Consider the following 8864-nt stretch of genomic DNA (forward strand, 5'->3'; position numbering starts at 1 on the left):
TTTGCCTGGTGTGTCGTTGGCGTGGGGTGCTTGGGATCAGGGTGTGGGGATGACGGCGGGGTTGGGGGAGCGTGAGGTCCGTCGTGCTGCTGAGTCGGGGATGCCGTTGTTGGGGGTGGAGCAGGGGTTGGCGTTGTTCGATGCTGCCTTGGCGACGGGCAGTTCGGCTCTGGTGCCGGTGCGTCTGGATCTGACGGCACTGCGCAACCAGCCCACCGTCCCCCCGATCCTCCGCGGCCTGGTCAAGGCACCCGTCCGCCGCACGACCGCCAGCACGCCAGGCACCACGGGCCTCGCCGAAAAACTCACCGGGCTCCAGCGCGCCGAGCGACGCGAAACCCTCCTCACCCTCGTCCGCGACCAGGCCGCCATGGTCCTGGGCCACACCACGGGAGACGGCGTCGACCCCTCCCGCGCCTTCCGAGACCTGGGCTTCGACTCGCTCACCGCGGTCGAACTGCGCAACCGCATCGGCACCGCAACCGGCCTCCGGCTCCCCGCCACGGCCGTCTTCGACTACCCCACCGCCGGAGCCCTGGCCGACCACCTCCTCACCGAACTCCTCGGCCCCGACGCCGAGTCGGACCCCGACCAGCCGACGCCGTCCACCCCCGACACCACCGACGACCCGATCGTCGTCATCGGCATGAGCTGCCGCTTCCCCGGCGGCATCACCTCACCCGAGGACCTGTGGCGGCTCCTCGGCGACGGCGCCGACGTCGTCTCCGACTTCCCCACCAACCGAGGCTGGGACCTCGACAACCTCTACGACCCCGACCCCGCCCACCCCGGCACCTCCTACGCCCGCGCCGGCGGCTTCCTCCACGACGCCGCCGCGTTCGACGCCGACTTCTTCGGCATGAGCCCGCGCGAGGCGATGGCCACCGACTCCCAACAGCGACTGCTCCTGGAATCCTCCTGGGAGGCCGTCGAACGGGCCGGCATCGACCCGATGACCCTGCGCGACAGCCGTACCGGCGTCTTCGCCGGCGTCATGTACAGCGGCTACGGCACCCGCCTCGACGGCGCCGAGTTCGAAGGGTTCCAGGGCCAGGGCAGCGCGCTGAGCGTCGCCTCCGGACGGGTCTCGTACACCTTCGGCTTCGAAGGCCCGGCCATGACCGTCGACACCGCGTGCTCCTCCTCGCTGGTCGCCCTGCACCTCGCCGCACAGGCACTGCGCGGCGGCGAATGCACCCTCGCGCTCGCGGGCGGCGTCACCGTGATGTCGATCCCCGACACCTTCATCGAGTTCTCCCGGCAACGCGGACTCGCCCCCGACGGCCGCTCCAAGCCGTTCTCCGAGTCCGCCGACGGCGTCGGCTGGTCCGAAGGCATCGGCATGCTGCTGCTGGAACGCCGCTCGGACGCGGTCCGCAACGGTCACGAGATCCTGGCGGTGGTGCGCGGCTCGGCGGTCAACCAGGACGGTGCGTCGAACGGTCTGACGGCGCCCAACGGTCCGTCCCAGCAGCGTGTCATCCGCCAGGCACTGGCCGGCGCCGGCCTGTCCCCGTCCGACGTGGACGCGGTCGAGGCGCACGGCACCGGAACCACCCTCGGCGACCCGATCGAGGCCCAGGCACTCCTGGCCACCTACGGCCAGGACCGCGACCCCGACCGCCCACTGTTCCTCGGCTCGGTGAAGTCCAACCTCGGCCACACCCAGGCCGCCGCCGGCGTGGCGGGCGTCATCAAGATGGTGCTGGCCATGCGCCACGGCGTACTGCCCCGCAGCCTGAACGTCACCGCACCGTCCTCCCACGTCGACTGGACCGCGGGCGCCGTCACACTCCTCACCGAGGAAACCGCCTGGCCCGTCACCGACCGGGCCAGGCGAGCGGGCGTCTCGTCGTTCGGCATCAGCGGCACCAACGCCCACGTCATCCTGGAACAGCCGGAAGACACCCGACACCCCGCGCTGCCGGCGTCGCAAACGCACGGGACCGCGCCGACCACCGACTCGCCAACGGCATCGACCACGCTGCCGTCCGCAGACCCGACCGTGGTGCCCTGGCCGCTGTCCGGCAAGTCGCCACAGGCGCTGCGCGACCAGGCCGCACGCCTCCTCGCCCACGTGCAGCAGCACCCCGACCTCGCCCCCGCCGACATCGCCCTGTCCCTCGCCACCCAACGCTCCCGATTCGCCCACCGGGCGGTCGTCCTGAGCGCCGACCACGACGAGGCGACGCGCGCCCTCGCCGCCCTCGCGGCGGACGAGCCGAACCCCTCCGCCCTCACCGGCACGCCACACCCCGGTCGTCGCGCGGTGCTGTTCTCGGGCCAGGGTTCGCAGCGGTTGGGAATGGGTCGTGAGTTGTACGAACGCTTCCCGGTGTTCGCCGAGGCGTTGGACGGGGTGCTTGCGCGCCTGGATGCGGAGCTGTCGTCGGAGATCGGGTTGCGGGACGTGATGTGGGGTGATGATGCCGACCGGTTGAACGAGACGGGTTGGGCGCAGCCGGGGTTGTTCGCCGTGGAGGTCGCCCTCTTCCGGCTCGTGGAGAGTTGGGGCGTACGACCGGACTTTGTCGCCGGCCACTCGATCGGTGAGATCGCCGCGGCGCATGTTGCGGGTGTGTTGTCACTGGCGGATGCCTGCCGCCTGGTGGCGGCCCGTGCCCGGTTGATGCAGGCGCTTCCGCAGGGTGGCGCGATGATTGCCGTCCAGGCGACGGAGGACGAGGTCCTCCCATACCTCTCCCACGAACTAGCGATCGCCGCGATCAACGGTCCGGCCTCCGTGGTCGTCTCCGGTGTCGAGGAAGCCGCCCGGACCGTCGAGAAGCACTTCGCTGACCAGGGACGTCGCACCACTCGACTGCGGGTTTCGCACGCGTTCCACTCACCGTTGATGGACCCGATGTTGGACGACTTCCGCACCGTTGCGGAAGGACTGTCCTACGCGGCGCCCACCCTCCCGGTGGTGTCGAACCTGACGGGTGGACTGGCCTCGCCCGAAGAACTGGGCTCCGCAGACTACTGGGTGCGGCACGTCCGCGAGGCGGTCCGTTTCGCCGATGGCGTGGCGGCCCTGGAGGCCGATGGCGTCCGCACCTTCCTCGAACTCGGCCCGGACGGGGTCCTCTCCGCCATGGCCAGGGAATCGCTCGACGACGAGGCGGTCATCGCCATCCCCGCGCTCCGCAGGAACGCATCCGAAGAACGCACCCTGCTCACCGCACTGGGCCGACTGGACACCACCGGCACACCGCTGGACTGGCCCGCCTTCCTGGCGCCCACCGGCGCCCACCCGGTCGACCTGCCGACGTACGCGTTCCAGCACCGCCCGTTCTGGCCCTCCGCCAGTCGCGCCACCGGCGACGCCACCGCCCTCGGCATCGCCGGAGCCGCCCACCCGCTCCTCAACGGCATCGTCGAACTCGCCGAGGACGAGGGACTGCTGTTCACCGGCCGCCTCTCGCTCTCTTCGCATCCCTGGTTGGCCGACCACACCGTCATGGGCCAGGCACTGTTGCCCGGCACCGCGCTCCTGGAACTCGCCCTGCGCGCCGCGGATGAGGTCGACTGCGACCACGTGGAGGAGTTGACGCTCGCCGCACCGCTCGTCCTGCCGGCGCGCGGAGCGCTCCGGACCCAGGTCCGGGTGGGCATCGCCGACGACACCGGCCGGCGCACCCTCACCATCCACTCGCGCCTCGAGCAGGCCACGGACACCCCGTGGACGCAACACGCCACCGGTGTCCTCGCCAGCGGCCAGCCGACGGCGCCGTCCGTCCCCTTCGACGCCACGGTGTGGCCGCCGACGAACGCCGAGCCCGTCGACCTGACCGACTTCTACGCGTCCCGCTCCGCCGAGGGATTCGACTACGGTCCAGCCTTCCAAGGTCTGCTGGCGGTGTGGCGGCGCGACGGTGAGATGTTCGCCGAGGCCGCCTTGCCGGAGGCCGGACGTCCCGACGCCGAGGCGTTCGGACTGCACCCGGCGCTGCTCGACGCCGGTCTGCACGCCGCCTGGCTCATGGCGCCCGACGGGGCCGACGCCCAGGCGGCCGGCGTGCCCTTCTCGTGGCACGGAGTCACCCTGGCCGCCTCCGGCGCCTCCGTGGTCCGCGTCCGGCTCGGCCGCGACACCGACGGCACGCTCACCCTGGCGATCGCCGACCCCACCGGCGCACCCGTCGCCGCCGTCCAGGCCCTCGCCATGCGGAGTATCTCGGCCGACGCACTGAGTGCCGGTGCGGCGCTCACCCGCGACGCGCTCTTCCGCCTCGACTGGGCCTCGGTACCCGGATCCGTTTCCCGGCCGAACGACGCGGCGACCGCGAACGCGACCTCACCTGTGACCGTGACGGTCGTCGGCGAAGACATCCTCGACGTCGCCGCCAGCCTGACTGCCTCCGGCGCGGACGTCGATGCCCGCACCGCCCTGCCGACCGAGGAACCGACCGCCGCACTCGTCGTGTTGCCCCTCGCGACGCCCGCGCCGACTGGGCCCGAGGACGTCATCGACGCCCCGGCCGCCACGCACGAGCTGACGCACCGCGCGTTGGAACTCGTGCAGACCCGCCTGACGGAGCAGCGCTTCGCGGACTCGAAGTTCGTGTTCGTGACCCGGGGCGCGACGACCGGGCACGATGAGGCGGGCGCCGCGGTCTGGGGCCTGGTGCGTTCGGCCCAGTCCGAGAACCCGGGCTGCTTCGCCCTGCTCGACCTCGATCCGAACGCGGACCCGAACGCCCCCACCACGCTCCCGCTCACCGCCTTGACCAGCGAGGAGCCGCAACTACGCCTCTCCGAAGGTGACGTGCTCGCCGCCCGCTTGGTCCGTCGGCCGTTGCCGGAGGGCGGGTCGGCGACGGGCGGGGGAGCGGTGTTCGCTGGTGGTGCGGGTGCGGTGTTGATCACTGGTGGTACGGGTGGTTTGGGTGCGGTGTTGGCCCGTCATCTGGTGGCTGAGCATGGTGTGCGGGAGCTGCTGTTGGTCAGTCGCAGTGGTGAACGTGCGCCGGGTGTGGGCGAGTTGGTGGCTGAGCTGTCGGCGCTCGGTGCCGAGGTGGTGGTCCGGGCGTGTGATGTGACGGATCGGGCTGCGGTGTTGGCGTTGGTGGCTGGGCATCGGGTGTCGGCGGTGGTGCATGCGGCGGGGGTGTTGGATGACGGTTTGGTTGTGGGGTTGACGCCGGAGCGGTTGTCGGGGGTGTTGCGGCCGAAGGTGGATGCGGCCTGGCACTTGCACGAGGCGACGCGTGACGTGGACTTGGCCGCGTTCGTGGTGTTCTCGTCGGTGGCGGGTACGTTCGGCAGTCCGGGGCAGGGCAACTACGCGGCGGCGAATGCGTTCTTGGACGCGTTGATGGTGCGGCGGCGGGGGTTGGGTCTGCCGGGTGTGTCGTTGGCGTGGGGGCCGTGGGAGCGGTCCGGCGGCATGACGGGCTCGTTGACGGATGCCGATGTCGATCGTTTGAGCCGTTCCGGTGTGCCGCCGCTTTCGGTGGCGCAGGGCCTGGCCCTCTTCGACGCGGCCCTGACCACCGGCGACGCCACCAGCGTGCCCGCCCGTCTCGACCTGCCGGCGCTGCGCGCCCAGGGACAGGTGCCACCGCTGCTCCGCTCGTTGATCCGTGGCCGTTCGCGGCGCGCAGCCGCCGCTGACTCGACCATCGCCACCGGCCTGCGGGAACGCCTCGCAAGCCTGAACCCCGTCGAACGCCAGGAGGTCCTCCTCGACCTGGTACGCGGCCAGGTGGCCTTGGTCCTCGGCCACGCCGACGCCACGGACGTCCATCCGGCGCGCGCCTTCCGCGAGTTGGGATTCGACTCCCTCACCTCAGTGGAACTCCGGAACCGCCTCAACACCGTCACCGGACTTCGACTGCCCGCGACCATGGTGTTCGACTACCCGACCATCGAGGTGCTGGTCTCCTACGTCCTGGACGAGCTGCTGGGTGCCGACGTCGAGGCCACGATCGTGCGCCGGGACGACGCCGCGGCCGTCGCGGACGACCCGATCGTCATCGTCGGCATGGCCTGCCGCTACCCCGGAGGCGTCACTTCACCGGACGACCTCTGGAAACTCGTCACCGGCGGCACCGACGCCGTCTCCGCGTTCCCGACCAATCGTGGTTGGGACGTCGAGTCCCTCTACCACCCGGACCCGGACCACCTCGGCACCTCCTACACCCGCTCTGGCGGATTCCTGCACGAGGCAGGGGAGTTCGATCCTGGTTTCTTCGGGATGAGTCCGCGTGAGGCGTTGGCGACGGATTCGCAGCAGCGGTTGTTGTTGGAGTCGTCGTGGGAGGCGGTTGAGCGGGCGGGTATTGACCCGTTGAGTTTGCGGGGTAGTGCGACGGGTGTGTTCGCGGGTGTGATGTACAGCGATTACAGCGCGATGTTGGCGAGTCCGGAGTTCGAGGGTTTTCAGGGGAGTGGGAGTTCGCCGAGTTTGGCGTCGGGTCGCGTGGCGTACACGTTGGGTTTGGAGGGCCCGGCGGTGACGGTGGATACGGCGTGTTCGTCGTCGTTGGTGGCGTTGCATTGGGCGATGCAGGCGTTGCGTAGTGGTGAGTGTGGGCTGGCGTTGGCCGGTGGTGTGACGGTGATGTCGACGCCGGCGGTGTTCGTGGACTTCGCGCGGCAGCGGGGCTTGTCGCCTGATGGGCGGTGCAAGGCGTTCGCGGACGCGGCGGATGGCGTCGGCTGGTCCGAGGGTGTCGGCATGCTGGTGCTGGAGCGTCAGTCGGATGCGGTCCGCAACGGTCACGAGATCCTGGCGGTGGTGCGGGGTTCGGCGGTCAACCAGGATGGTGCGTCGAATGGTCTGACCGCCCCGAACGGTCCGTCCCAGCAACGGGTGATCCGGCAGGCACTCGCCAGTGGTGGCCTGTCCCCGCTCGATGTGGACGTGGTTGAGGCGCACGGAACGGGCACGACGCTCGGTGACCCGATCGAGGCGCAGGCGCTGCTCGCGACGTATGGCCGTGATCGGGATGGCGAGCAGCCTTTGCTGTTGGGTTCGGTGAAGTCGAACATCGGTCACACGCAGGCCGCGGCTGGTGTTGCGGGTGTCATCAAGATGGTGTTGGCGATGCGGCACGGTGTGGTGCCGCGGACGTTGCACGTGGATGAGCCGTCGTCGCACGTGGACTGGTCCGAGGGCGCGGTGGAACTGCTGACCGAGCAGACCACCTGGCCGGAGACCGGACGGGTCCGGCGTGCCGGTGTCTCGTCGTTCGGCATCAGCGGCACCAACGCCCACGTGATCCTGGAACGGCCCGAAGGGCTGCGGCGTCCGGTGCCGGAGGCCCGCACCGTGGCTCCCGCCGTGGTGCCGTGGGTGCTGTCCGCGAAGTCGGAGGACGCCCTGCGTGACCAGGCAGCGAAGTTGCGGTCCGCGATCGAGGACGACGCGGACCTGCGCCTGGTGGACGTGGGCATGGCCCTTGCCACCGGCCGCTCCACCTTCGACCACCGGGCAGTGGTACTCGCTGCGGATCGTGCCGAGGCGGCCCGGGCGTTGACCGCGATCACGGCGGGCCAGGCGGACTCCGCCGCAGTGACCGACCCCCTCCGCACCGGCCGTCGCGCGGTGCTGTTCTCGGGCCAGGGTTCGCAGCGGTTGGGAATGGGTCGTGAGTTGTACGACCGCTTCCCGGTGTTCGCCGAGGCGTTGGACGCGGTGCTTGCGCGCTTGGACGCGGAGCTGTCGTCGGAGATTGGGCTGCGGGAGGTGATGTGGGGTGATGATGCCGACCGGTTGAACGAGACGGGTTGGGCGCAGCCGGCACTGTTCGCCGTGGAGGTCGCCCTCTTCCGGCTCGTGGAGAGTTGGGGTGTGCGGCCGGACTTCGTCGCTGGTCACTCGATCGGTGAGATTGCTGCGGCGCATGTTGCGGGTGTGTTGTCGCTGGCGGATGCCTGCCGCCTGGTGGCGGCCCGTGCTCGGTTGATGCAGGCGCTTCCGCAGGGTGGCGCGATGATTGCCGTCCAGGCGACGGAGGACGAGGTCCTGCCGCACCTTTCCCACGAACTGGCGATCGCCGCGATCAACGGTCCGGCCTCCGTGGTCGTCTCGGGTGCGGAGCCTGCGGCGTTGGCCGTCGAGAAGCACTTCGCTGACCAGGGACGTCGCACCACTCGACTGCGGGTTTCGCACGCGTTCCACTCGCCGTTGATGGATCCGATGTTGGACGACTTCCGCACCGTTGCGGAAGGACTGTCCTACGCGGCGCCCACCCTCCCGGTGGTGTCGAACCTGACGGGTGGACTGGCCGCGCCTGAAGAACTGGGCTCCGCCGACTACTGGGTGCGGCACGTTCGCGAGGCGGTCCGTTTCGCCGATGGCGTGGCGGCCCTGGAGGCCGAGGGCGTCCGCACCTTCCTCGAACTCGGCCCGGACGGGGTCCTCTCCGCCATGGCGGGACAGTCCCTCACCGAGTCCTCCGTCACGGTCCCACTGCTGCGTAAGGACCGTTCAGAAGAGGCTGTTGCACTCGCCGCGCTCGCGCAATTGCACACTGCGGGCGCCCCGGCCGACTGGGCCGCGATCTTCGTTGGTCTTGGCGCGCGGTGGGTGGAACTGCCGACGTATGCGTTCCAGCGTGAGTGGTTCTGGCCGGTGGGTCGGGCTGGTGGTGTTGGTGATGTTCGTGCTGTGGGGCTTGGTGTGACGGAGCATGCGTTGTTGGGTGCTTTGGTGGAGCTGGCGGTTGGTGAGGGGGTGTTGTTCACTGGTCGGCTTTCTGTGCAGTCTCTGCCGTGGTTGGCGGATCACGTGGTGTTGGGTCGGGTGGTTGTGGCTGGGGCTGCGTTGTTGGAGATGGTGTTGTGTGCGGGGGATGGGGTGGGTTGTGATCGGGTGGAGGAGCTGACGTTGGCTGCTCCGTTGGTGTTGCCTGAGG

General features: G+C 70.2%; 1 protein-coding gene. It reads left to right on the top strand.

The genetic code is table 11. The features are described from left to right. On the top strand, positions 1-8864 hold an 8864-nt coding region (locus ABD385_RS40665), incomplete at both ends, for an SDR family NAD(P)-dependent oxidoreductase (RefSeq protein ID WP_425585595.1).

The sequence above is a fragment of the Streptomyces lunalinharesii genome, from assembly GCF_039532155.1.
Lineage (GTDB): Bacteria > Actinomycetota > Actinomycetes > Streptomycetales > Streptomycetaceae > Streptomyces > Streptomyces lunalinharesii.